Annotated in this window: 16 protein-coding genes and 1 tRNA gene; 13 read left to right on the top strand and 4 right to left on the bottom strand. The window is 39.8% G+C overall.

What is annotated here, in order from left to right; translation table 11 throughout:
• On the top strand, window positions 1-861 hold the full coding sequence (gene rfbA, locus MB14_RS09710) for a glucose-1-phosphate thymidylyltransferase RfbA (RefSeq protein WP_062591363.1): 861 nt from the start codon (window positions 1-3) through the stop codon (window positions 859-861).
• Here rfbA and MB14_RS09705 read toward each other — a convergent pair whose 3' ends face one another.
• Window positions 862-1,767 carry a M28 family peptidase gene (locus tag MB14_RS09705; protein WP_246032647.1) on the bottom strand — a complete coding sequence of 302 codons (906 nt, stop codon included), beginning with the start codon at window positions 1,765-1,767 and terminating at the stop codon, window positions 862-864.
• 262 nt (window positions 1,768-2,029) lie between these two features.
• On the opposite strand from MB14_RS09705, the gene rimP reads away from it, so the two are divergent.
• Genes rimP through infB form a run of 3 tightly spaced genes read left to right on the top strand, consistent with a single transcriptional unit; the run spans window position 2,030 to window position 6,639 of the window.
• On the top strand, window positions 2,030-2,497 hold the full coding sequence (rimP, locus tag MB14_RS09700) for a ribosome maturation factor RimP (protein ID WP_062300859.1): 468 nt from the start codon (window positions 2,030-2,032) through the stop codon (window positions 2,495-2,497).
• 5 nt (window positions 2,498-2,502) lie between these two features.
• Window positions 2,503-3,750 carry a transcription termination factor NusA gene (gene nusA / locus MB14_RS09695; RefSeq protein ID WP_062591361.1) on the top strand — a complete coding sequence of 416 codons (1,248 nt, stop codon included), beginning with the start codon at window positions 2,503-2,505 and terminating at the stop codon, window positions 3,748-3,750.
• 36 nt (window positions 3,751-3,786) lie between these two features.
• Entirely contained in the window at window positions 3,787-6,639 is a 2,853-nt protein-coding gene (gene infB / locus MB14_RS09690) for a translation initiation factor IF-2 (protein ID WP_062591360.1), read from the top strand.
• 221 nt (window positions 6,640-6,860) lie between these two features.
• On the opposite strand, the gene MB14_RS09685 is transcribed toward infB, so the two are convergent.
• Entirely contained in the window at window positions 6,861-8,048 is a 1,188-nt protein-coding gene (locus tag MB14_RS09685; protein WP_062591359.1) for a THUMP-like domain-containing protein, read from the bottom strand.
• Between the two features lie 3 nt (window positions 8,049-8,051).
• The gene (locus MB14_RS09680; RefSeq protein WP_062591358.1) at window positions 8,052-9,035 is read right to left on the bottom strand and encodes an aspartate-semialdehyde dehydrogenase; all 984 of its coding nucleotides are present in this window, start codon (window positions 9,033-9,035) and stop codon (window positions 8,052-8,054) included.
• A gap of 103 nt (window positions 9,036-9,138) precedes the next feature.
• On the opposite strand from MB14_RS09680, the gene MB14_RS09675 reads away from it, so the two are divergent.
• From MB14_RS09675 to MB14_RS09660, 4 genes are all read left to right on the top strand, one after another.
• Window positions 9,139-15,816 carry an Ig-like domain-containing protein gene (locus MB14_RS09675; protein WP_062591357.1) on the top strand — a complete coding sequence of 2,226 codons (6,678 nt, stop codon included), beginning with the start codon at window positions 9,139-9,141 and terminating at the stop codon, window positions 15,814-15,816.
• 521 nt (window positions 15,817-16,337) lie between these two features.
• Window positions 16,338-16,724, top strand: coding sequence for a TraR/DksA family transcriptional regulator (locus tag MB14_RS09670; RefSeq protein WP_062591356.1), 387 nt, complete (start codon window positions 16,338-16,340; stop codon window positions 16,722-16,724).
• Window positions 16,724-17,293, top strand: coding sequence for an SMC-Scp complex subunit ScpB (gene scpB, locus MB14_RS09665; protein WP_062591355.1), 570 nt, complete (start codon window positions 16,724-16,726; stop codon window positions 17,291-17,293). Before MB14_RS09670 ends, scpB begins: the two co-directional genes overlap by 1 nt.
• Window positions 17,294-17,343: 50 nt before the next feature.
• Window positions 17,344-18,156, top strand: coding sequence for a pseudouridine synthase (locus MB14_RS09660; RefSeq protein WP_062591354.1), 813 nt, complete (start codon window positions 17,344-17,346; stop codon window positions 18,154-18,156).
• Between the two features lie 119 nt (window positions 18,157-18,275).
• Here MB14_RS09660 and MB14_RS09655 read toward each other — a convergent pair.
• Window positions 18,276-18,348, bottom strand: a tRNA-Phe gene (locus MB14_RS09655).
• Between the two features lie 99 nt (window positions 18,349-18,447).
• Here MB14_RS09655 and MB14_RS09650 point away from each other — a divergent pair.
• The 5 genes from MB14_RS09650 (at window position 18,448) to MB14_RS09630 (ending at window position 24,496) form a co-directional block, all read left to right on the top strand.
• Complete coding sequence (locus tag MB14_RS09650) at window positions 18,448-19,770, top strand: 4Fe-4S dicluster domain-containing protein (RefSeq protein ID WP_062591353.1); 1,323 nt, start codon at window positions 18,448-18,450, stop codon at window positions 19,768-19,770.
• Window positions 19,771-19,784: 14 nt separating this feature from the next.
• Window positions 19,785-20,582, top strand: coding sequence for a (Fe-S)-binding protein (locus MB14_RS09645; protein ID WP_246032648.1), 798 nt, complete (start codon window positions 19,785-19,787; stop codon window positions 20,580-20,582).
• 56 nt (window positions 20,583-20,638) lie between these two features.
• Window positions 20,639-21,139, top strand: coding sequence for a hypothetical protein (locus MB14_RS09640; RefSeq protein WP_062591352.1), 501 nt, complete (start codon window positions 20,639-20,641; stop codon window positions 21,137-21,139).
• 38 nt (window positions 21,140-21,177) lie between these two features.
• The gene (locus MB14_RS09635) at window positions 21,178-23,241 is read left to right on the top strand and encodes a CHU_0125 family OmpA-like outer membrane integrity protein (RefSeq protein WP_062591351.1); all 2,064 of its coding nucleotides are present in this window, start codon (window positions 21,178-21,180) and stop codon (window positions 23,239-23,241) included.
• A 91-nt stretch (window positions 23,242-23,332) separates the two neighbouring features.
• Complete coding sequence (locus MB14_RS09630; protein WP_062591350.1) at window positions 23,333-24,496, top strand: AIR synthase related protein; 1,164 nt, start codon at window positions 23,333-23,335, stop codon at window positions 24,494-24,496.
• Window positions 24,497-24,505 lie beyond the last annotated feature (9 nt).

Raw genomic sequence — 24,505 nt, 5'->3', positions numbered from 1 at the left:
ATGAAAGGAATTATACTCGCAGGAGGCTCAGGTACAAGATTGCATCCATTAACATTGGCGGTGAGTAAGCAGCTTATGCCTGTGTACGACAAGCCTATGATTTACTATCCGTTGTCAATATTGATGATGGCAGGCATCAAAGATATTCTGATCATTACTACACCTCATGACAACGCACTCTTCAAGAAATTGCTAGGAGACGGAAGTCAGTTGGGCTGTAATTTTCAGTATGCGGTGCAAGAAAACCCAGAAGGCTTGGCGCAAGCTTTTATCATTGGCGAAGAATTTATAGGCGATGACAAAGTAGCCTTAGTATTGGGCGACAATATTTTTTACGGCTCTGGCTTACCAAAATTACTTCAGTCCAATACCGAGGTTGAAGGTGGAGTGGTTTATGCTTACCGCGTTTCTGACCCAGAAAGATACGGGGTGGTGGAGTTTGATGAAGAAATGAATGCCTTAAGCATTGAAGAAAAACCTACAGAGCCTAAATCGAATTACGCAGTTCCTGGTCTTTATTTCTATGATAACCGTGTAGTAGAAATTGCTAAGAATTTGAAACCTAGCCCAAGAGGCGAGCTGGAGATTACTGATGTAAACAAAGAATATTTAGCCAAAGGTGAGCTTAAAGTAAGCATCCTCGATAGAGGAACCGCTTGGCTAGACACTGGTACTTTCGAGTCTTTAATGCAGGCAGGTCAGTTTGTTCAAGTGATTGAAGAGAGGCAAGGTTTTAAGATTAGCTGTATAGAAGAGATTGCCTACAGAATGAAATTCATTTCTAAAGAACAATTAGAAACAGTAGCCAAACCTTTGGTTAAATCTGGTTATGGGCAGTATTTATTGAGTTTGTTGAAATAGTTACTCGTTAAAGATTACAGTAAGCAAAGTTTCACCTACGGCTTGTAAGGTGGCTTTGCTTATCCCTTCCATATTATCTTGAGTGGTATGGTGGCCGGGAAAAAAGCTGTTCTGAGCCTTTCGGTAGTCCATAATATCAATCATCGGAATTCGCGCGTATTTATTGACGTAAACATGGTCATCTATAAGTCCGTTTTGTAAAACACTCTCTTGTTTAAAGTATTTCTGATGACCTAATTCATTAGCGATATCCCAAACCTGAGTGAGTATTCGGCCTGCATTTTCTTGCGACACTCCATCATAATAGAAGGTGGCATCTTTCGCCCCTACCATATCGAGTAAAACTCCATAATAGGCAGTATAGTTAGGAATGTGTGTTTTCTTACTCCAATATTGAGAACCCAAACACCACCATGAGTCTTTGTCTCCTTTCATTCTGCCGAAATCCTCACCGGCATCACCCCAGTCTTCGCCATCAAACAAAATGATATCAATACCTACATCTGGATTTTGAACTGAACCAATAATTCTGGCCACTTCCAGTAAAACCCCAACCCCACTTGCTCCATCATTGGCACCATCCAGCGGAGCCTTCTTGTCCTCGGGATCACTATCTGCAAAAGGGCGGGTGTCCCAATGTGCTGCCAGCAGCAGGCGCTTTTTCTTTTCTGGGTTGAAGCTTGCAATGATATTCTTGAGTTCAATCTTTATTCCGCTGTAAGTGTATTCTTCAAATTCTTGTAGATATACTTTGGCGCCATACGATCTAAACTTTTCTTCAAACCACTCACCAGCTGCTTTGTGGGCTTGGGAATTAGGTACTCTCGGTCCAAAATCAACTTGTTTCTGAATAAATGAATAAACGGAATCTACATTAAGGGCAGGCGCGGAAATAAGTGTTTTCAAACTGCCTTTTTTATTTTCTGAATTTTTTGATTCGGAACAAGCCAAGACTGAACAAAAAAGAGCAAGCAATAAGTAGAAAGTTAATCTGTGGCGTACCATCATTTTTGGTTTGAGTTTTGTCCAAAATAATAGACTCATATGTTAAAATCTATCTCTCAGACATTTATTTGATTTGAATAAAAAAAACATTAATTTTGCATCACTTAAGGGAATTTACCACGAGGGGACCAAAAGTCCCCTCTTTGTTTTCTGATTATAGTTTATGGATTTAAAGGATTTTGTAGAGAAGGTGGCTTTAAGTAGCCTGAAGGATGAATCCTACTTTATCGTAGATGTGATCGTGAAAGGCGTTAGCGGAAAGACCAAAATATTGGTGCTTTTAGATAGCGACAGCGGTTTTAACATTGACGATTGTGCAGATTTAAGCCGAGCCATCAGTAACGAAATGGAAGCTGAGGCCATCATGGATGATCCATATATTTTAGAAGTTTCATCGCCTGGTCTTGATCATCCGTTGAAGCTGAAAAGACAGTATCAGAAAAATGTGGGCAGAGAGCTAAAGTTGGTTTTGACGGATAGCTCAATTGTAAAAGGAAAACTCATAGAGGTTTGCGAGAATACCATTAAGTTTGAAAAAGAAGTAAAAGAGAAAAAGAAAATAGGTTCTGAATTGGTGGAAATCAATTTCGATACTATCGAAAAAGCGAATGTATTAGTGTCATTTAAGTAATCAGAATGGACAGTTCAATATTAATCGAATCATTAGCAGAGTTTGCGAAAAATAAAAATGTCGACAGACCAACCATGATCAGAATTCTGGAAGATGTTTTCAGAACCATGATCAGGAAAAAGTACGAGGTTGATGATAACTTTGATATTATCATTAATGCCGATAAAGGTGACTTGGAAATTTGGCGCTTTAGAGAAATTGTTGACGATAACTCTGAAGATATTTGGGACTATGACAAGATAAGCCTTTCGGAAGCACGTAAGATTGAACCTGATTTTGAGGTAGGTGAAGAAGTTTCTGAGGAAATTAAATTACTTGACTTTGGGCGTAGGGCCGTAATGACAGCTCGCCAGACTTTGATTCAAAGAATTAAGGATTTAGAGAAAGATCTTCTTTATCAGAAATACAAAGACTTAGTGGGTGAAATGATTTCTGCTGAGGTATATCAGATTTTGGGTAGAGAAGTGTTGCTTATAGATGCCGAAGGAAATGAAATTTCGCTTCCGAAAGCAGAACAAATACCAAAAGACCGTTTCCGTAAAGGAGATTCTGTACGTGCAATTATCGATCGTGTAGACATGGTAAATGGCAACCCTAAAATTATTCTTTCAAGAACTTCAGGCGAATTCCTCGAAAGACTTTTCGAAAACGAAGTGCCAGAAGTTTATGATGGTTTAATTACAATTAAGAAAGTGGTTCGCGAACCGGGTGAAAGAGCCAAGGTTGCTGTTGAGTCGTACGATGATCGTATTGACCCGGTAGGTGCATGCGTTGGTATGAAAGGATCTCGAATCCATTCTATCGTGCGTGAGCTTCAGAATGAAAATATAGATGTAATCAACTTTACCGACAACATGGAGTTGTACATCGCCCGAGCATTAAGTCCTGCTAAAATTACTAGCATGAAAATTCGGGAAGAGGATGGTAGAGTTTCAGTTTTCCTTAAACCAGACCAAGTTTCATTGGCCATTGGTAAAGGTGGACAGAATATAAAGCTAGCTTCTAAGCTAGTTGGATTAGAAATAGATGTGTTCAGAGAGTTATCTGAACTAGAAGAAGAAGATGTTGATTTGGATGAATTTTCTGATGAAATCGACAGCTGGATTATTGATGAGTTAAAGAAAATCGGTCTAGATACTGCAAAGAGTGTGCTTGCTCTTTCTCAGGAAGATATTGTGAGAAGAACAGAGTTAGAGGAAGAAACAGTAAAGCACGTTTTTGGTATCCTTTCACAAGAATTTGATAAGGACTGAGATTTTTTAAACGCTTAAAAAAAGGGATATTTGAGTATGGCAGAAGAAAGAACGATGAGATTTAGCCAAGTGGCAAGGAAATTAAACGTTGGTCGTAGTACCATAGTAGACTTCCTTTCCTCTAAAGGATTTGATGTTGACAGCAGTCCAAACGCGAAAATCACTGGCGAGCAGTACAGTATGCTTGCCAAAGAATTTGCTGCATCAGCTTCTGAAAAAGAGGAGGCTTCTCATCTAACTATCGGTAATAAGCATACCGAAGAAAAGCCGGTTTCAAAACCTGAGCCTACTCCTTCAGTTGCTCCTAAAAAGATTGAAGAGCCAGAACCTGAAGAAAAAGAGGTGCTTATAAAGAATGTAAGCAGCGAAAAGGTTTTAAAGAAGGAAGAACCAAAACCAACGCCTGCAGTTGAGGCACCAAAAGAGGTTAAGGAAACTCCGAAAGTTGAAAAAGAAGAACCAAAACCTGAGCCTGTTAAGGAAGAGGTTAGTCCTGCTAAGGAAGAAGCAGCTCCTGTAAAGGAAACGCCTAAGGTTGAGAAAAAAGTAGAAGAACCTAAGAAAGAGGTGAAGGAGAACAAACCTCATACCTTCAAGGTATTAGGGAAAATCGACCTTGAACCTAAGAAAAAACCAGAGGCTAAAGCCAAGGTAGAAGAGAAAAAGCCAGAGGAACCTAAGCCAGCTGCCCCTGTTGCACCAACTCCAGTAGAAAGTGAAACGATTAAAGCAAAAGCTGATTCACTTAGTGGTTTAAAGGTTCTTGGCAAAATAGAACTACCTACTAAGAAGGAGAAGCCTAAGCAAGATCAAAATAAAGGCAATCAGTCTGCGGCCGATAAGAAGAAACGTCCAAGAAAGAGAATTCAATCTAAACCGGAACACCCTAATAGAGGTGGCGGTGCTGCTGGTGGAGGAGATAGAAGACCACCACAAAGAGGCGGAGGTGCAGATTCTAGAAAGCGAGTTCCGAAAGAAGAACTTACAGATAAGCAAATACAAGATCAAATCAAGGAAACCCTTGCCCGCTTAAGTGGTGGAAAAGGTGGCGGCAAAGGTCGATCTAAATACCGTAAAGAAAAGAGAAGTGCTGCCGCTGAAGCTGCCGAAGAAAGAATGCTTCAGGAGCACGAAGAGTCAAGAGTACTTAAGGTAACTGAGTTTATTTCTGCGAGCGACTTGGCTTCTCTAATGAATGTGACTGTAAACGAAGTAATCTCAACTTGTATGAGTTTGGGAATGTTCGTTTCAATTAACCAACGCTTGGATGCCGAAGCAATAACCATTATTGCCGATGAATTCGGTTTTGATGTAAGCTTTACTACGGCTGATGAGGACGTTGAAATTGTAGAAGAAACAGATGAAGCGGAAGATCTACTAGATAGAGCTCCAATCGTAACCATCATGGGTCACGTTGACCACGGTAAAACTTCTTTACTAGATTATATTAGAGACTCTAAAGTAACTGAAGGTGAAGCCGGGGGAATTACCCAGCACATTGGGGCATATGACGTAACCACTAAGGAAGGTAAGAAAATCGCTTTCCTTGATACTCCTGGTCACGAAGCCTTTACAGCGATGAGAGCGCGTGGTGCTAAAATCACGGACGTAGTAATTATTGTAGTTGCTGCTGACGATAACGTGATGCCGCAAACAAAAGAGGCAATTAACCATGCTCAAGTGGCTGAAGTGCCAATTGTAATTGCGATTAATAAAATTGATAAACCAAACGCTAACCCAGATAAAATCAAGGAAGAGCTTTCACAAATGAATATTTTGGTGGAAGACTGGGGAGGTAAATATCAGTGCCAAGAAGTTTCTGCCAAAACCGGTCAAGGTGTGGAAGAACTTTTGGAAAAAGTATTGCTCGAAGCTGAATTGCTTGAGTTAAAAGCAAACCCAGAAAAGAACGCAGTAGGTACAGTAGTAGAAGCTTCTCTCGATAAAGGTAGAGGTTACTTAACTACACTTATGGTTCAAGGAGGTACGCTTAAAATTGGAGATGTACTTTTGGCCGGACCACATTACGGTAAGGTAAAAGCCATGTTTGATTACAGAGGAAACAAGCTAAAAGAAGTGGGGCCTTCTACTCCTGTGCAAATGCTAGGTCTAGATGGGGCTCCTCAAGCAGGTGACCGTTTTAATGTAATGAACTCTGAGCGTGAAGCGAGAGAAATTGCAAACAAACGTGAGCAGATTCTACGTGAGCAAAGTGTAAGAACTAAGAAACATATTACTCTAGACGAGATCGGTAGACGATTAGCCGTGGGTAACTTTAAAGAACTTAACGTGATTATCAAAGGTGACGTGGACGGTTCTATCGAAGCCTTAGGTGATTCACTATTGAAACTTTCTACTGAAGAAGTTCAAGTAAATATTATCCATAAAGGGGTTGGTCAAATTTCCGAATCGGATGTACTACTTGCCTCTGCTTCTGATGCGGTAATCATAGGTTTCCAAGTAAGACCATCTAGCGGTGCTAGAAGAATTGCTGAAAACGAAGAAATCGAAATCAGACTTTACTCTATCATCTACGATGCGATTAACGAAATCAAAGATGCAATGGAAGGCTTACTAGAGCCAACCGAGAAAGAAGTAATTACGGGTAACATCGAAGTAAGAGAAGTATTCAAAATCTCTAAAGTGGGTACTGTTGCAGGTTGTTTCGTGTTAGATGGTTTCGTGAAGAGAAACAATCAAATCCGAGTGATTCGAGATGGTATTGTAACCTACACGGGTAACATCGGTCAGCTGAAACGTTTTAAAGACGATGTGGCTGAAGTTAAATTTGGTTACGAATGTGGTTTGAGCATTAAAGGCTTTAACGACATTAAAGAAGGAGACGTAATTGAAGGTTTCGAAATTCAAGAAGTTAAGAGAACACTATAAGTGCTCCAAAACATAAACTGAAAAGCCATTGTGAGAAATCGGAATGGCTTTTTTAATGAAATTAGCTTTCTTTTGGTATGGAAGTTACCCTTAAGTTTCTGATTGGTGTGGCAGCATTAGCTGTGATGATTGGCCTATATTCTCCTTGGCGTATGCTTTGGTGGATGAGTAGACAAAATCGCTTGTTGGTTCTGAAATATTATGGGCTTCCGTTGGTGGTTCTATTGTTGATCTACCTTTTCACATAGTACTATCTTTTTACCACCCTGATCTGTAGTAGCAAAAATATAGAAGCTGCCTCCATCTTTCAACCCGGTTTTTTTTCTTATCTGTTCAACAGTCATGGGGTAGTTCCGAACCGTTATATTGGCTTTCAAATTTGGTAGGGCTTTACGCAGTTCTTTTTTGTTGAGACTAATTTCTTCAATCGCTTTAAAACTTCTGCCAGGAAAATTAGCAACTAGCGTCTTTGAGGTGTACAGATGAGAATTCACATGAAGCTTTGTTAAACCAAATTGGCTAGCGATACTTTTAAACGCACCAGCTTTTAAAATGGCCACATTGGGTTCGTATAAATAGCTTTCAATATTTCCATGAACCAGATGAATGCCCTGCTCTTCTTCATAATTGAACTCAAATCCTACTTGGGTATTTGTCAAGTCAATGGCCTTAATGATTGGATTTTCGCTGGCCTGATCATCAATAATAAAAAGGAGTTCTTTCACTTCATTATTCACCGCAACAACATGAACTTCTGTGGCTCCTCCAAGGTCTCTTACCGCGCCCTTAATATCTAATAGGGGCGAAGTCTTCATTAGTATTGACCTGCCTTTGGTCTTCATTAATGGGAGCAGTGAAAGCACATTAGGTTCACAGTCTTCAATTCTAAAAACCTTTTGGTCGTGGTTTCTCCTTCGGGCCGGATCTAGAAATATGAGGTCGAATTTTTCGGAAGTTTGATTTAAGAAATCTTCTGCTTCGGCATTATAAAACTCCGCGGAGGTTATGCCCAAGCATTTCATGTTATGCCGCGCTATTTCCACCAAGTTGTCCTGCCTTTCAACATAAAAACCCTTTTTAAAAGATTTTGAAAGGAAGGAAAAGTCTATGCCCATTCCGCCAGTCAGGTCTACGAATTTTTCACCCGAGAACAACGAGGCTTTGAATTCAGCAGTAAGGGCAGAAGATGATTGCTCTAAACTAAGTGGTGGAGGATAAATTAGATTGGTTGCCCTGTACCAAGTGGGTAATTTAGTTTTCGCCTTTTTTCTAGATTGAATCTGTTCAACCGCTTCTTTCAAAGGAATATCGGCATACTGTTTTGCCCGAAGCATCAAAGTAGCGGGATCATCGTTTTCATGATCCCGAATAAACTTCTGAACTTCAGGTGTTAGCAGTGCTTTTATCAAAAATTAGCTGTTTTTAGATAAGTATTCAGCAATTTGAACCGCATTGGTAGCCGCTCCTTTTCTTAGATTATCAGCCACAATCCACATATTCAATGTGTTCGGCTGGCTTTCGTCTCTTCTCAAACGCCCTACAAAAACAGCATCTTTTTTATGTGCTGTCAATGGCATTGGGTAAAGATTGTTTTTAGGGTCATCTTGTACAATTACGCCATTAGCATTTTCTAAAATACCCCTTAATTCTTCTAGGTCGAAATCATTTTCGAACTCTACATTTACCGCTTCCGAATGGCCACCCACCGTTGGGATTCTTACTGTGGTTGAAGTAATGCGAATAGAGTCGTCACCAAAGATTTTCTTGGTTTCATTCACCATTTTCATTTCTTCTTTGGTGTAGCCATTATCCAAAAACACATCGATATGAGGCAAGGCATTCATGTCTATTTTATGCGGATAAGCCATATCTCCTTGGATTCCGTTACGCTCATTCATCATTTGATCAACGGCAGCTTTTCCCGAACCCGTTACCGATTGGTAAGTAGAAACTACGATTCTTTTAATCTTGTACTTTTTGTGCAAAGGCCCTAAAGCCACCACCATTTGAATGGTTGAGCAGTTGGGGTTAGCAATAATTTTATCTTCCGCAGTAAGGCTAGTAGCATTAATTTCTGGGACAATCAGTTTGTGATCAGGGCTCATTCGCCATGCCGAAGAGTTGTCGATGACAGTAGAACCGGCAGCAGCAAACTTTGGAGCCCATTCTAATGAAGTACTTCCGCCAGCGGAGAAAATAGCGTAGTCAGGTTTTAATTCAACCGCTTTGGCTAAGCTAATTACTTCATATTCATTGCCATTAAAAGTCATTTTCTTGCCAACAGATCGCTCAGAAGCGACAAGAAGTAACTCGTCAAATTTGAAATTTCTCTCTGCTAAAACCTCTAAAATTTCACCACCAACAAGTCCAGTGGCGCCAACTACTGCTATTCTCATTTTTTATTTCATTATTTTACACTCATAATCAAATGATTATGGGAAATAGAACCATATTTTTCGTACTTTAACAGGCTAGAATCTAAACACTTGTGAATCTCAGATGAGGTTAAGTATATCAATTGCCATAGCAGCTCTTGTTCTGCTTACCGCAAATATAGCGTTAAGTCAGATTAACACCTTTCCTTCTAGTGAAAGTTTTGAACAGGCTTTTACTACGGGCAATCATGTGGCTTTTATTTCTAACTGGACAGGCAATGAAGTCCAGAATAGCTCAAGAATTTTTCAAGGACCAAACGGAAGAACTGGCACAAGTTCGTTGAATATTATCCCCACTTCTACTTTTTCTGGCGAGGTTTTAATTGCGTTGGACTTCGCAGGAGTTAATAATCCGCTTTTATCTTTTTATGCCTATTCCAAGCAAAATGGAGGAGGAACTTCAACCAGACCCGTTTTGGTTAGTTTTTCAACATCAATTGATGGAGGAAATAATTTTCTTGACAATGTGTCTATTGGGGATGCTACTACCTTCCCGAATGATAACACTACTAGCTATACTAAATATGAGTACGAGTTGCCAAGCGAAGCATCTGGCCAAAGTAATGTAATCGTCAAACTGAAAGTAGAAAGGGGAGATGGCTCAGGTTCGGCTGCAGAGTTTGTGATGGATGATGTGAGCATTGTAGAGCAGATTTTGCCTTTGGCCATTAGTTCAACAAGTGCTCCTACTTCAACTTCCGTAGTGGTAAATTTTAACCAAGAAGTTACACAAGCCACGGCCGAAAGCATAGCGAATTACAGTTTGAATAATGGAATAACTGTAGTTTCAACTTCGCGAACCGCTACCAATCAGGTAACGCTTACCACTTCGGTAATGCCAAACGCCAATTACCAACTGACAGTGAACAATGTTGAAGATGCGGCAAGTAGCACACCAGCAGTTAATTTAACCTCTGCCTTTAGTTATGTTGAGGCGCTTTCTATTACGGCAGTTCAGGTACTTTCTAAAAATTCGATTGAAGTAAATTTCAATTTGAACCTTGATCAAACCACGGCTGAAAACGCCTCCAATTTTGTAATTGATAATGGAATTGGCAGCCCAACTTTGGCCGTAAGAAGTGCAACAGAACTCAATAAAGTGGTGTTGACGCTTGGTGCAGACCTTACAGAAAACAACTTTGGGCTAACGGTTAATAGCGTTAAAGATGAATCAACGTTGGCAACTGCTTCGGGCCTTAGCACTAACTTTTCTTACTTACCGTTGAAGGTTTCGGGTATTTCAACCCTTTCAAATACTCAGGTAGAAGTCGTTTTCAATCAGAATGTAGAAGTCATATCTGCCAATACAGCAAACAATTATAGTCTGGATTTTGGCTATGGTGCACCTTCCTCTGCTGCTCGAAATGGGCTTGAACTTAATAAAGTGGTACTCACTTTTGGGGCTGAGTTAGCGAATAATACCTACCAACTGACCATTAATAATGTAGCCAATGAAAGCGGAAACGCTTTGGCTTCTGCCTTGCAGTCTTCAGTGACCAATGCCACACAAACGGCTTATCGAACTTTAGTAATCAACGAAATTTTTGCTGACCCAACGGGTGCGGCTCAGCCCGATCCTCAAACACTGCCCTCTGGCACATCTGATGAATTTATTGAGCTGTATAATGCAGGCAGCAAAGCCATTGATTTGGCCAATTTTGACTTAACAGGAGGAACCATTGCTAGCTATGTGCTGCAACCGCAGACTTATGTTATTTTAACTTCAACTTCAAACGTTGTCGATTTTCAAGCTTTTGGAAATGTAGTGGGTGTTACTTCATGGAATAGCCTTTCAAATGGAGGCGAACAACTATTGCTGAAGGATAATCTCGGCAATTTGGTCGACAGCCTTACTTTCAATACCGATTGGTATAAAGATGCTGCCAAAGCAGATGGCGGTTGGTCCATTGAGCAAATAAATCCAGAGCTTGTTTGTAGCGACATCAACAATTGGCAAGCCTCAACGAATGCTCAGGGTGCTACTCCTTCGGGGCAAAATTCCGTTTATGACAATATTCCAGATGTAATGGCGCCTAACTTGACTGAAGTTAGGGTTGATTCGCCAAGTCAGTTGACTTTGTTTTTTGATGAAATTATGGATGACGCTTCGCTTGATGGAGCATCATACTCCTTGAATAATGGCGGAGCTATTGCCTCAAAAATCGTAAATCAAACTACCCACAAATCTGTGGTGTTGACTTTAAGTACACCGATGGTTTCAGGAACGATTTATACGGTATCATTAACGGGAGCCACGGACTGTGCTGGTAATACCATAGGCACAAACACTTTAGAATTTCTATTTGATAATTTGGCGCCAGTATTTGAAAGGTTTGTGTTTAAAGATAGCACCACAATTGACGTTATTTTTGATGAAAACTTGAACCAAACTTTGGCAGAAACTGAAGCCAACTTTTCGATTAATTTGGGAATAGGAAACCCAACAAAGGCGATTGTTGACGCCAATAATAATAAGCGAGTGAGGCTAAATTTAGGCGCTGCGCTATCTGTTGGCACGGCCTATCAATTTACATTTCAAAACTTAGCAGACACGCTGGGAAACACAGTTAGTCTATCCTCTGTCAACCTCGATTTTGTGAATCAAATTGACACAGTTGTAGTGTTGTCTGCTCAATTGCTTGATGTGTATTTTGACGTTGATGCTGATGAATCCACCGCAGAACAATTGATCAATTATTGGGTAGATGGCGATATTGGTAACCCGGTTGCTGCTTCGTTAGACAACACGAACCCAAGATTGGTGCATTTGGTTTTCAGTACCAATTTTGATGAAAATAAAAATCAGTACATTAGTTTTGAGGACATTCAATCCAGCAATAACGGTCGCTTACAGTTGCTGAACACCACTTTTGTTTATGATACCGATGACCCAGACATAGACTCTGTAGTGGTAATTGACGAGCGTAACCTTAGAGTTTATTTTGATGAAATATTGGATGAAACTTCTGCAGAGGCCGTAAATAATTACATCGCGAATAATGGTATAGGAAATCCAAGTTTAGTAACGCGTCAAGCGGACAAACGTTCTGTATTACTCACATTTGCGCAGGCATTTGAACAGGAAGTTAAGAATCGCTTATCGCTTACTGGAATTCAGGATTTATCTGGCAATACAATTTCAACCCAACGAAACGAAGACTTCACTTACGACCGACTGGCACCTCGCTTGGTAGGAATTACCCTGGCTAGCCCTACTAAAATTTTGGTAGAGTTTTCAGAAGAGGTGGTGAAAGAGGTTGCTGAAAATGTCAATAATTATTTTGTTGATAACGGAATTGGGGCTCCAATGACCGCAGTTCGTACAGAAAAAAACACCAACATTGTAGAGCTTACTTTCGCTACTTTAGGTAATAATTCTCAAAACACTCTTCGCATTTCTAATATTTCCGATGTGTTCGAGAATGGCCTTCCAGTTGATTTAACTGCTACTTTTTCGAGCTTGAAGCCAAACTTTGGGACATTCACGGTTTTGAATGACACCACCATTCAGGTGCAGTTTACCAAAGCGCTGAACAAAGCTTCTGCTGAAGACATAGAAAATTACGGGTTCGATAATGGGGTTGGATTGAAGTCAGCGGTTCAGAATGCAAATGACGCTTCTTTGGTCACTTTAAACCTGACAATTCCATTGAAGGAAGGCTTGAAATATCGTTTGGTAGTGCAAGAACTGTTAGATGCCCATGGTAATACATCTGAAGTAATCAGCTATGACTTTACATACAGTACGCATATTGTTGATATTCAAATCCTCAGTCAGAATAGTTTGGTACTTACTTTCGATCAGGAATTGGATGAAGTTACTGCTGAAACCACTCAAAATTATGTGCTGAATTCCGGGATCGGAAACCCCATTTCTGCGGTGCTTAGTTCTGATGATTTTAAGGTGGTAACCCTTCTTTTCAATACCAACTTTGTGGAGGGTATTAATTATGAACTTATAGTACAGAATATTAAGGATTCGTTTGGGTTCACGATAAATAGCTCAAGAAACAAACTGAGCTATGACCTTACTCCCCCCGTGATTTTAGAAGTCAATTCTACCTACTTAGATGAGATTGAGGTTGTATTTAATGAACCGCTAAATGCAGCCACTGCGAGAACTATTAATCATTATTCATTAAATAATGGAGTGGGAAATCCAACCTCTGCTACTTTGGTCGCGGGTTCTTCTTCAAGGGTATCGCTTAAATTTGGAACTCCACTGACCAATGCTTTAGCTTACCAGCTTACAGTGGACCGAGTGCAAGATAAACAGGGTAAGGCAATGAATGCTGCTACTTTCGACTTCACTTTTTCCGCCCCCGTTACTCCAGTGTTTCGAGATTTAGTGATCAATGAAATTTACTTCGACACAAAACCGACTTCAAGCTTACCTAACGCTGAATTTATAGAGCTTTACAACCGTGGAAACTCAAACATTGAACTGCGAGATTTCTTACTGACCGACAAAAGAGATACTGCAGTATTTACGGCTCAAGTTTTAGCTCCAGGTGAATATTTGGCGGTAACCACTCAAGGGGCGGTTGCACAATACTTGAATTATGGGAATGCCATTGGTCTCAGAAATTTCCCTTCACTTTCGAATACAGGCGAATCGGTTTATTTATTGGACAGAAATAAGGTGGTGGTTGACTCGATTGCTTACGATCAAACATTTTATAATGATGCCACAAAAGCCAGTGGAGGTTTTTCTGTGGAGTTAATCAATCCGGAAAAGCCATGTTTTGAATATACCAATTTTGCGGCCTCTGTTTCGCCAAATGGAGGTACACCAGCAGAACAGAATTCTGTATTTAGCCTTACAGCAGATGTTACAGCGCCATCCATTACAAAACTGGAAGTGATTTCCGCCACTGAACTCAAGCTGACTTTTGATGAAGCTATGGACATTAGTACTTTGATTCCTTCAAATTTCACTCTACAAAATGGGGTTTCGGTGGCTTCCGTAAGCGTACTTGATGCTTTTGGTAGAAGTGTACAATTGAAATTGAACAAGGAGTTTACAAAGGGCTTTGAGCTTGTACTTACAACAAACGGAATTGCAGATTGCTCTGGTAATGCACTATCCTCTAATAGTTTCACTTTTGTGAAAGGGGCGAGTCCAGCTTATCAAGAACTTATTTTCACTGAAATTATGGCTAACCCAGCTCCTTCACAGGGCTTACCAGTAGTGGAATATCTAGAGCTTTTCAATGCTTCTTCTAAAATCATTTCTTTGACAGGCTTAACACTTTCAGATGGTGCAAGCACAACCACCTTAGGCGGTTTCGACCTAAAACCTTCTGAATATTTAATCCTTACAGCAAGTTTTGACAAAACAAAATTGGATCCTTATGGCGATGTATTAGGTGTTTCAAGCTGGCCCAGCTTAAATACAACTGGTGATAAGGTTTCTCTAAAATTGGGGAATCAAATAATTCACAGTGTTGAGTATTCTTCGGCATGGTACAGATCTACTTCAAAAGCGAATGGAGGCTTTAGCCTTGAGTTGATTGATCTTAGTTACGCCTGTGTAGAACAATCTAATTGGAAGGCCTCTGAGGCTGTTGTTGGAGGAACCCCAGGAGCACAAAATTCTGTCAATGGAATTAACCCCGATCTAGTAGGGCCAGAGTTGATAAAAGCAGTGGCGCTAAATAATAGTCAGATTCAGCTGATGTTTAACGAAAAACTAGCCGTCTCTTCATTACTCGCTAACAACATTTCCATATCTGGAGGAATTTCTGTGTCGAGCATAAGTTTGGGGTCTGACGCTAAATCTGCCACCTTGAATTTGAGTAGTGCTCTTGTATCGAATACTGCTTATCAAATTACGGTGGAAAACATCACTGACTGTAGCGGCAATCTCATTTTGGCAGATGCTCGTCAAGCAACCATTGTGATAGCCGTGGAAGCAGCAGCGCTGGATATTGTGATAAACGAAATCCTTTTCAATCCTAAAACTGGCGGTGTGAGATTTGTCGAAATTTATAATCAATCGAACAAATATGTTAATCTTAAAAACTGGCGAATAGAGGGAAAAACAAATGATAGAGTTATTTCTACGGAAGATATTATTGCACCATCGAGCTATAAAACGATTACCACCGATGGGGATATTTTAAAAAACCAATACGCGAGCACAGAGCTTTCTACGATCTTAGAATTGAGTTCCTTGCCGAGCATGCCTTCCGATGCTGGCGTGGTTCGTTTTGTAAATAGTAAAGCTATTGTAATCGATGAAGTGGAATACGATGAAGATTATCATTCCTCATTATTAAGTTCTGTTGATGGCGTTTCGCTTGAGCGCATTCGTTTTTCCGGTCTTTCAAATGATGTTAATAATTGGCAGTCAGCTTCTAGTCAATCGGGCTACGCTACTCCTGGTTATCAAAATTCGCAAGCGCAAAGCCAGCCGTCAACCGTGGCTACATTTAGTATAGAACCTAAAGCCTTTGCGCCAGATGTAGCAGGTAGTGCCAATTTCACCACCATAAACTATGAGTTCGACAATTCGGGTAATGTAATTACAGTTTCGGTTTACGATTCAAATGGAAACCTCATTAAGAATGTTTCGCAGAATTCACTGGTAGGAACTACAGGCTTTTTCCGTTGGGACGGCACCACAAATTCAGGTGAAAAGGCCCGTTTAGGCTATTATTTAATTCTTTTCGAAATTATAGAGCCATCAGGGAAAGTCACGATTAAGAAGGAAACAGTCGCTATTGGCACTCGTTTCTAACTTTATCGTTTAACTTATTCGTTTCAAATACATTTTAATGTAGGTTGTCAATTTGTGATCTTAATTTTATCTCAATGTGAAGCAATATGTATGAGAAATTCTTATATTAGGTGAGACTATTTTCAGAACCATCTAATACCCAACTAAATGAATTGTTTAATTAATAATGCAATCGATTTTAACCTGAAAAAGGGTAGAAAGATCGAAGTGATTAATCGGTACCTCAGAATGAAGTACAGGGTGCAAATTGATAACTTTTCAATTGCGAAAAGGATGCAATCCCTGAATGTTCAATACTGAAACAACTAGACAACCTAAGATAAAAAAGACCCATTGGGTCTTTTTTTATGATCTATACTTGACTGTTTTTAAACTATTTTATTTGCCAGAAGTGCTCAAACTCAGGAATAATATACTCGATATTCTATCCTCTTAAAAATTATATGAAAGCCTTTGCGTTCTCTTGTAGTAGGGCTATTTTAGTGCAATTTTTATAGCAGTACATTTAAACAAAGCTAATTATGAGCCAAGCAGAAAAAACGAGATATTCTGATAGTGAATTAAAAGAATTTGAGGCGCTCATCAACGATAAGTTGGAAAAGGCTAAAAGTGAATTCAACGAATTAAAAAGAAGTATTTCAAAAGGAGGAGATACAGGAACTGATATAACCAACAATTCTACCAAGGTTTTGGAAGATGGGGCTGATACATTGGAAAAAGAAAACCTTAATCAGCTTGCCGCCAGACAACAAAAATTCATCAATAACTTGGAGAATGCCTTAATTCGAATTAAGAATGGTACTTATGGCATTTGCGTAGACACTGGAAAGCTTATTTCAAAAGAAAGGCTGAAGGCAGTACCACATACCATGCATTCTATTGAGGCTAAACTGGCGCAAAAGAGCTAGTGGATTTCCTTGGAAATCATATTGAAGCCCTTATTTTTTGTTCCGAAAAACCAATTAAAATAGCTGAACTTAAGTCCTGTCTGAGCGAAATGTTTGAGGCAGATGTACCAGAACAGGATATTTTGAATGCTATAGTCAAAATTGAGGAAAAGTATTTAGGTGATGAATACCCCTTTACTATATTTAAAAGTGGAGGGGGTTATCACTTTCTTACCAAGCCTGCCTACCAAGCCAGTATTGGTATTTTACTCAAGCAGCAATCGAAGAAAAGGCTTTCAACTTCGGCCTTAGAAACACTTTCTATTATTGCATACAAGCAACCTGTTACCAAATCAGAAATGGAACAAATTCGTGGTGTAAACTGCGATTATGCCGTTCAGAAGCTGTTGGAAAAAGAACTAGTAGAAATTAAGGGAAAGTCTGAAAACGTAGGGCGACCGTTGCTTTATGGAACCTCAGAAAAATTTATGGACTACTTTGGCATCAATAGTCTTAAGGATTTACCTACCCCAAAGGACTTTGCCACTGAAGAAAACGAAATAGGTCAACCTACAGAAGGAGATTCCTAGATAAGCTTTTCGTACCTTTGCGTATATTCCAGTAGAGATACTGCATCATTATGGCAAAGAAATTCAAATCAAATAAGCCTTTTTTCAATAAGGTTAAAAACACTCCAAAAACTCCACCTACTTACGATCGCGAGCTCGTGCAAAAAGGACGAGCAAGTGCAAGTGAAATAAGGCTCAATCGCTATATTTCTAACTCAGGCGTTTGTTCTAGACGCGAAGCGGATAAGCTTATTGAGGCGGGCGAAATTAAAGTGAACGGAGAAGTAGTAACCGAAATGGGTTACAAAGTAAAGCCTACCGATAAGGTTTCGTATGAAGGCAATGTGTTGAAAAGAGAGAAACTGGTTTATTTGGTTCTTAACAAGCCCAAAGATTTCATCAGTACCACAAGCGATCCAGAGGGTAGAAAAACCGTAATGGACTTGATTAAAAATGCTTGCGAGGAACAAGTTTTTCCTGTAGGAAGATTAGATAGGGCCACTACAGGCTTGCTGATTTTTACTAACGATGGAGATTTGGCTAAAAAACTGACACACCCTTCACACAAAGTGAAGAAAATATATCAGGTAACTTTAGATAAACCGATTGAAGAAGAAGATTTCGATAAAATTAAAGCGGGAGTAACCTTAGAAGATGGTCTAGCACCAGTAGATGACTTAGCAGTGACAAGTCCCGATGGAACCGTTTTGGGAATCGAAATTCACATGGGTAAGAATAGAATTGTTCGTAGAATTTTTGAACACCTAGGTTATAAGGTTGAGAAACTAGACCGAGTAGTATACGGTGAATTAACCAAAAAAGACTTGCCACGTGGTAAATGGCGCTTTTTAACCGAAAAAGAATTGATGAAGCTTAAAAAATAGTATGCATGCATACTATTTTAATTTCATTATGTATATTTGTTTATGCCCAGTGGAGTGAGATTGTTATTAACTGAAGAGCAAAAAATAAAGCCTCCCATTTCTGGAAGGCTTTTTCAACGTGGTGCTGAGTGGATTCGAACCACCGACTCACGGATTTTCAGTCCGATGCTCTACCAACTGAGCTACAGCACCCTCAATTGGAGGCACAAAAGTATACAAAAAGTTCACCCGTACAAAACATTTTTAATAATTTCAGGTCTGAATTCTTATTAACCCTTGAAGCCCTAATCTATGCAGTATATTTCTCAAATCGTTTTCTTGATTGTAGTGGCTGTAGCAGCATATTTTCTGTACCAACGCATTAGTCGAATCAGGAAAAATATTTTTCTAGGAAAAGCTTCTGGAAGAACCGCAAGCCCCGAAAGATGGAAGACAATGCTATTGGTAGCATTAGGTCAGAAGAAAATGTTTAAGCGCATTGTACCTGCTTTTCTACACATGTTGATTTATGTGGGCTTCTTGGTAATCAATCTTGAGGTGCTTGAATTCGTAATTGACGGAATTGCAGGAACCCACAGAATATTTGCTCCAGTTTTGGGTGATTTCTATACCGTTCTCATCAACGTTTTTGAATTCTTAGCCGTAGGTGTTCTTTTTTCATGTGTGGTTTTCTTAATCAGAAGAAACATATTGAAAGTAAAGCGCTTTCAGGGGAATGAAATGAAGAAATGGCCGACTTTAGACGCTAATCTTATTTTAGTTATTGAAATTATTTTGATGTTTGCCATTCTTACCATGAATGCAACAGATATGCTTATTCAAGGTCAGGACGAGCATTATACGCAAACAGGAACATTCTTCTTTAGCAGTTTTCTAGTACCTCTTTTTGAAGGAATGCAACTTTCAACACTGATTATTATAGAGCGCTTTGCTTGGTGGTTCCATATTCTCGGAATTTTAGGCTTTGCCGTTTACGTTACTTACTCTAAACATTTACACATCGCTTTGGCCTTTCCAAATACATGGTATTCAAACCTAAACCCTAAAGGGAAAATGGAGAACATGGCCGAGGTAACCAACGAAGTGAAAATGATGTTGGGAATGCCTACAGAGAATGCCAATGAACCTTCAGCAGAAATTGCAAGGTTTGGTGCCAAGGATGTAAATGATTTGAGTTGGGTAAATATCATGAATGCCTATTCTTGCACAGAATGTGGCCGCTGTACAGACAATTGCCCAGCAAATATGACGGGCAAAAAACTTTCCCCTCGTAAAATCATGATGGACACGCGTGACAGGGCCGAAGAAGTAGGCGCTAGTTTGGCCAAAGGAGGTAAAGGGTTAGAAGATGGAAAATCGCTTTTGGGTGATTACATTACTAAAGAAGAAATTAATGCTTGTACCAGCTGTAATGCTTGTGTAGAAGCTTGTCCAGTAAATATTGACCCACTGGCCATTATTTTACAAATGAGAAGGTACGTGGCCATGGAAGAGTCAGGGTCGCCAGCTTCATGGAATAGTATGTTCCAAAATGTGGAAACCAATTTTGCTCCATGGAAATTTCCACCAACAGACAGGTTTAAGTGGGCAGAAGAAATGGAGTCTAAATCTTAAGAGCGAAAGAAGTCATGAGTGATAATTTGAATAATGTACCCGTTATGGCCGATTTGGCCGCCAAAGGCGAATCTCCTGAAATACTTTTTTGGGTAGGTTGTGCTGGTTCTTTTGACGACAGATATAAAAAAGTAACCCAAGCTTTTGTTAAAATACTGAACAAAGTAGGCATTTCTTTTGCCGTTTTGGGGCCAGAGGAAACCTGTACTGGAGACCCTGCCAGAAGGGCTGGAAATGAGTTTTTGTTTCAAATGCAGGCAGTTTCCAACATTCAGGTTTTGGATACTTACAATGTAAAGAAGATTGTGACGGCTTGTCCTCATTGTTTCAATACCATTAAAAATGAATATCCAGAGCTAGGCGGTAATTACGAAGTGATTCACCATTCTACTTACCTTCAGCAATTAATTAATGAAGGCAAGGTTGGCCTGAAAGGTGGCGGAGAGTTCAAAGGAAAGAAGATTACTTATCACGATTCTTGCTACTTAGGAAGGGCGAACAATATTTACGAAGCTCCACGCGAGGTTTTAGCAGCTCTCGATGCCGAGTTAATTGAAATGAAGCGTTGCAGAACGAAAGGTTTATGCTGTGGCGCAGGTGGTGCTCAAATGTTTAAAGATGCAGAACCTGGTAATAAAGAGGTGAATGTTGAAAGAACGGAAGAAGCGATTGAAACAGGTGCGAGTATTGTTGCTTCGGCTTGTCCGTTTTGCATGACCATGATGCGAGATGGTGTAAAAAGTAAGAATAAGGAAGCCAGTGTAGAAGTAATGGATTTGGCTGAGTTGATTGCTAAAAACGAAGGGCTTTAAAGGAATTATTCTTTAAACTTCGAGGTTCAACTACAGACTATCAACAATTAAAATTTATGCTAGCCGACTTCAATAGCCTTAGCGAAAACTCTAGAACCTGGTTGTATCAGGCCAATAGAGAATTGAATGCCTCAGAACAGAAAAAGTGTTTAGATCAACTTGAAGCTTTCCTGAATCAATGGGCGGCTCATGGCAATGATTTAATGGCTTCGGGAATTATTAAGCACGATTACTTTCTTATTATAAGCACCGATGAGTCTTTCAATATGGCCAGCGGCTGTTCTATCGATACCCAAGTAAGATTCGTTCAACAACTTTCATCAAATTTAGGAGTTGACTTTTTTCAGCGCACCAATATTGCCTTCTTAATCAATAATGAAGTAGAATTAGTGCCATTGAGCCAAATTAAATCGGAGGTTGAAAATGGCCGAATTTCCACTCACACACTTTTCTTCGACAATACAATTCAGACAAAAGGCCAACTTAAGAATAATTGGTGCGTTGAAGCGGGTAAAACTTGGCTAAACAGATACTTTAAACAATCGGCAAGCGTATAGAGTATTAGCATTCAGCTTATTTCGCTAATTTACAACCGATGAGGAATAGGATTCAAATTATAGGTATTCTTATGTTGGCCCTTCTGATGGGCTGTAAATCTTCCCAAAACTTTCTTGGAGTTGATACACCTAGTACTCCTGCTAATGATGGTCGTTCTACAAATGCGCAATCCAGCAATGTGGGTAGCTTAACTGGCGGAGTAGAGGAAGAAATTGAGAAGCTCAAAGAAGTAAAAGTAAAGAAGAGCTATGAGAATGCAAACTACAATCTAGCAATCGAAGATTATAAAAAAGAATTGGAGGACGATCCTGAGTCGCCAGTTTATAATTATTACGTGGCGGAATCATACCGCAAAACCAACCGAATTTATGAAGCAACCGATTATTATGCCAAGGCCATTGAAGGTGGTTATGCTGATGATGAAATGGAGTTGCACTATGCTCAAGCTTTAAAGGCATCTGAGCGATACAATGATGCCAAGAATGTACTTCAAAAGTATTTGCAGTATGCCACGGTCGAAAATTTTGTAGATAGGGCTAAAGCAGAGTTAAAGAATCTCGATAAGCTGGACAGCATTAGCTTGAATGTTCGAAACATTGATGTGAAAAATGCAGAAGGCATTAATACTGAAAATGCAGAATACAGCCCTTATTTCTTTAAAAATGAGCTTTATTTTGCTACTGGCCGAGAGCAAGCAAGCTTTGAGCGTTATGGAATTCCGTTTACGGATTTATATAAAGTACAAACTAACGGACTGAATTTGGATGCGACCTCAATTGAAAAACTATCGAGTATATTCAATGATGAAGAAATCAATGAAGGCTCTTTGGCCTTTTCACCCGATGGAAACTCAGTGGTATTTGCAAAAGGAAATTCAGCAGATAAACGAGGACGCTTTAACACAGACTTATACATTTCCACCAAGAAAAATGGAGAATGGACCGCTCCACAATTGATGCCGATTAATAGCCCAGACTCTTGGGATAGTAGCCCTACTTTTAGCGGAGATGGAAAAACTATTTACTTTGCTTCAGACCGTCCGGGAGGTTTGGGTGGCTCAGATATTTACAGAACAAGGCTTAATGACAGAGGCAGATGGGCCGATGTGCAGAATATGGGGCCAACCATTAATACAGCCGAGGATGAAATGTTTCCATATGTCTCGCCAGATAACAAACTTTACTTTTCTTCAACGGGCCATGCTGGTTTTGGAATGCTCGATGTTTTTGTGGCCATTAATGAAGGCGGAAATATTACCATCGAAAACATGGGGCCTTCTATCAATTCATCTTATGATGATTTCGGTTTAGTCTATTCTGAGTTTCCATACGAAGGTTTTTTCAGTTCTAATCGGCCAGGAGGTAAAGGAGATGATGACATTTATACTTTTGTAGACAATTCATCCGACCTAAAGAAAATTGAATACATTCTAGCAGGAGTAACTTATCAGCTGAATGAAGACAGTACACAGAGTATTTTGCCAGATGTGCGTGTAAAACTTATGAGCACGGATAATGAAGTTATAGACGACCAATTAACGGGACGTGGTGGTATTTTTCAATTCAAAGTAGAACCTGAAAAGGAATATATTTTACTTGGAGAGAAGGCGAACTTCTTCGTAAAAAGACGTGCATTTTCAACTGTGGGTGGAGAAATTAAACAAGAAGACTTGGTGGAGCGATTTACCACCAAAAAGTTTGAATCGTCTTTAACATTAGATCCTATTATTCTTGAGAAAACAATTGTGCTTCAGAATATCTATTATGATTTGAACAAGGCTGAAATTAGGCCAGATGCAGCAGTAGAGCTGGATAAACTTGTAGAACTCTTAAAGGATAACCCGAATATTAAAATTGAGTTGAGCTCTCATACCGATTCGCGTGCCGAAGACGCCTTTAACCTAGACTTGTCTGAAAGAAGAGCGCAAGCAGCTGTTCGTTATCTGATTCTAAAAGGGATTTCTCAAAATAGGCTTGTAGCGAAAGGCTATGGAGAGTCTCAGTTGATTAATGGCTGTGGTAACGATGCAGATTGTACCGAAGAGCAACATCAACAAAACCGTAGAACGGAGTTTAAAGTGATTGAATATAAAGACAATTAAGCTGCATTGATATTATCGGCAGATTAAAAACTCGAAAAAAGAGCCCCGTCATACGGGGTTTTTTTATTTTTGTGATCTTAAATTATCAGATATGAGCGACCGGTACATGCAAAGAGGCGTTTCAGCTTCAAAAGAAGATGTTCACAACGCAATCAAGAACTTAGACAAAGGAGTTTTTCCTACTGCTTTCTGCAAGGTGGTTCCTGATTTTATGGGCAATGATGATGCGTTTTGTAATATCATGCATGCTGATGGTGCGGGTACCAAGTCTGCTTTGGCTTATATGTATTGGAAAGAAACCGGTGATCTTTCGGTTTGGCGTGGCATTGCTCAAGATGCTATCATTATGAACATTGATGATTTGCTCTGTGTTGGCGCCACCGATAATATCCTTCTTTCTTCGACAATTGGCAGAAATAAAAACCTGATACCGGGTGAAGTGATTGCTGAACTGATCAATGGCACCGAAGAAGTGCTTCAGATGCTGAGAGATAACGGGATGAACATTATCAGTACTGGAGGCGAAACGGCAGACCTAGGTGATTTGGTAAGAACCGTTGTAGTTGACAGCACGGTAATTGCCCGAATGAAAAGGGAAGATGTAGTGACCAATGAAAAAATTAAGCCGGGTCAGGTTATTGTTGGTTTGGCTTCCTCTGGTCAGGCGACTTATGAAAATGAGTACAATGGTGGAATGGGTTCGAATGGGCTTACTTCTGCTCGTCACGATGTATTCCATAAAGACTTAGCTGCTAAATTTCCAGAAAGCTACGATCACGCTGTGCCTTCAGATTTAGTGTATTCTGGTAAATATCAATTGACTGATGCTGTAGAAGGAAGCCCCTTGGACGTTGGTAAATTAGTGTTATCCCCGACTAGAACTTACGCTCCCGTGATGGTCGAAATTCTCAAGAAATTCAGAAACCAAATTGGAGGATTGATTCATTGCAGCGGAGGCGCTCAAACCAAAGTGCTTCACTTTGTTAATGGCGTTCATATAGTGAAAGACAACCTTTTCGAGCTTCCTCCTTTATTCAAAATGATTCAGGAAGAAAGCGGAACAAGCTGGAAAGAAATGTATAAGGTTTTCAATATGGGGCACAGAATGGAGGTTTATATTGATGAAGAATTTGCCGAAGAAATCATCTCCATTTCAAAGAACTTTAACATCGATGCACAAATTGTAGGCAGAGTGGAAGCTTCTGAAAATAGGAAACTTACCATCAATTCTGAATTTGGAAGTTTTGTCTATTAACAACCTTCG

The sequence above is a fragment of the Roseivirga ehrenbergii genome, assembly GCF_001593005.1.
GTDB classification, from domain to species: Bacteria; Bacteroidota; Bacteroidia; order Cytophagales; family Cyclobacteriaceae; genus Roseivirga; species Roseivirga ehrenbergii.
The sequence above is the reverse complement of the archived record's forward strand: the minus strand, read 5'-3'. Positions and strand labels throughout refer to the sequence as shown.

Bases quoted from the DNA above. Each gene is read 5' to 3' on its own strand.
- rimP (WP_062300859.1), top strand. From the start codon at position 2,030: ATGGATTTAAAGGATTTTGTAGAGAAGGTGGCTTTAAGTAGCCTGAAG.
- MB14_RS09680 (WP_062591358.1), bottom strand. From the start codon at position 9,035: ATGAGAATAGCAGTAGTTGGCGCCACTGGACTTGTTGGTGGTGAAATT.
- MB14_RS09645 (WP_246032648.1), top strand. From the start codon at position 19,785: ATGAGTGATAATTTGAATAATGTACCCGTTATGGCCGATTTGGCCGCC.
- MB14_RS09635 (WP_062591351.1), top strand. From the start codon at position 21,178: ATGAGGAATAGGATTCAAATTATAGGTATTCTTATGTTGGCCCTTCTG.
- infB (WP_062591360.1), top strand. From the start codon at position 3,787: ATGGCAGAAGAAAGAACGATGAGATTTAGCCAAGTGGCAAGGAAATTA.
- MB14_RS09675 (WP_062591357.1), top strand. From the start codon at position 9,139: ATGAGGTTAAGTATATCAATTGCCATAGCAGCTCTTGTTCTGCTTACC.
- MB14_RS09650 (WP_062591353.1), top strand. From the start codon at position 18,448: ATGCAGTATATTTCTCAAATCGTTTTCTTGATTGTAGTGGCTGTAGCA.
- MB14_RS09640 (WP_062591352.1), top strand. From the start codon at position 20,639: ATGCTAGCCGACTTCAATAGCCTTAGCGAAAACTCTAGAACCTGGTTG.
- MB14_RS09630 (WP_062591350.1), top strand. From the start codon at position 23,333: ATGAGCGACCGGTACATGCAAAGAGGCGTTTCAGCTTCAAAAGAAGAT.
- nusA (WP_062591361.1), top strand. From the start codon at position 2,503: ATGGACAGTTCAATATTAATCGAATCATTAGCAGAGTTTGCGAAAAAT.
- MB14_RS09660 (WP_062591354.1), top strand. From the start codon at position 17,344: ATGGCAAAGAAATTCAAATCAAATAAGCCTTTTTTCAATAAGGTTAAA.
- MB14_RS09670 (WP_062591356.1), top strand. From the start codon at position 16,338: ATGAGCCAAGCAGAAAAAACGAGATATTCTGATAGTGAATTAAAAGAA.
- rfbA (WP_062591363.1), top strand. From the start codon at position 1: ATGAAAGGAATTATACTCGCAGGAGGCTCAGGTACAAGATTGCATCCA.